Here is a 1,550-nt window from a genome sequence, read left to right on the forward strand (position 1 = left end):
GCCATGCTCGGCAGAGGCTGTACCGGTAATGCCCCTGCCGAGCATGGCTCGGCACTACCTCTAGGTTTTCTGGTAAAGCCCATGCCGAGCATGGCTCGGCACTACGGTGGATTTCTGGCCATGCATCTACCGGGCATGGCCCTGCACCACACGATTACCGCAACCAGAAAGCACCCAAAAACAGGTCCAGTGCCTTTAGGCCCGGTTGCTATTGTGCGTAAGGAACGACAAAGTTCGCCCTTCGCTGGTGTAAGGTCCCCACCCCTATGATTCAACTTGACGCCGTACAGACGGTCGCCTTCGCGGGCTTGACCCTGTTCGCCGGCTACGCATTGTGCCGTGCCATTCCGTTCTTCCGCCGCTACAACCTGCCTGAACCGGTGGTCGGCGGCCTGCTGGTGGCATTGGCCGTGTGGTGGGCACATGGTCAGCAGACCACCCTGTTCACACTCGACACCACGCTCAAGACACCGCTGATGGTGGCGTTCTTCACCACCCTGGGCATCAACGCCAGCCTGCGGCTGCTACGGGTCAGCGGCAAACAGGTGATGTTGTTCCTGCTGATCGGCAGCATCTTCGCGGTGCTGCAGAACCTGATCGGCATCAGTGTCGCCAAGCTGTTCGGCCTGAATCCGATGTTCGGCGTATTGGCCGGTTCGGCAACGCTGACCGGCGGCCCAGCCACCGGCCTGGCCTTTGCCGGGCATTTCGAACAGGCGGGCCTGGTTGGCGCGGAGAGCCTGGCGGTGACAGCGGCCATGGCCGGCATCATCTGCGGCGGACTGGTTGGCGGCCCGGTGATCACCGTGCTGATGCAGCGCTTCAAGGTGAAGCATCCCAGCCAGAAGGCCACCGGCGCGCAGCTTGGTGAAGACGAAGCGGTCACCGTGCGCTACCCCAGCGAGTCGGCCCGCGAGTTCGACGCGCTCAAGAGCATTGTCGTGCTGCTGATGGCGATGTGGCTGGGCGTATGGGTGGGCAAGGGCTTCGAAGGCATCGGCCTGACCCTGCCGACCTATATCGGCGCGATGCTGGTCGGCGCGGTGATCCGCAACATCGACGATTACACCGGCTGGATCAAGCTGTCGGTACCGACCACCGACCTGATCGGCAACATCAGCCTGGCCTTGTTCCTGGCCATCGCGCTGATGGATCTGAAGCTTTGGGAATTGGCTGGAATGGGCCTGCCGCTGCTGGTCAACCTGATCATCCAGGTCTCGGTGGTCGCGCTGTTCGCGGTGCCGATCTACTGGTTGATGGGCCGTGACTACGACGCTGCGGTAATGGGCGGTGGCTTCATCGGCTTCATGCTCGGCACCACCGCCAACGCGATGGCCGTGATGCGCCGGCTGGCGCAGCGCTACGGGCCGGCGCCGCGCGCCTTCCTGGTGGCGCCGCTGGTGGGTGCATTCTTCATCGACTTCATCAATGCGCTGATCATCACCGGCTTCCTGAACTTCTGGCCGCACTAAGCCGCCGGTTCCGTGCGCCATACCCGTGCCTTGTGCACGGGTTGGCGCGACAATGGGGCCCTACTCGTCCTGTAGCAC

The 1,550-nt window shown here is 63.0% G+C and carries 1 protein-coding gene; it reads left to right on the forward strand.

Features of this window, described 5'->3' with window-relative positions:
• The first annotated feature begins 266 nt into the window (after window positions 1-266).
• The gene (gene gltS / locus QMX78_RS21380) at window positions 267-1,472 is read left to right on the forward strand and encodes a sodium/glutamate symporter (RefSeq protein WP_282273457.1); all 1,206 of its coding nucleotides are present in this window, start codon (window positions 267-269) and stop codon (window positions 1,470-1,472) included.
• The last annotated feature ends 78 nt before the right edge of the window (window positions 1,473-1,550 follow it).

The sequence above is a fragment of the Stenotrophomonas sp. PS02298 genome (genome assembly GCF_029959445.1).
Classification (GTDB): domain Bacteria; phylum Pseudomonadota; class Gammaproteobacteria; order Xanthomonadales; family Xanthomonadaceae; genus Stenotrophomonas.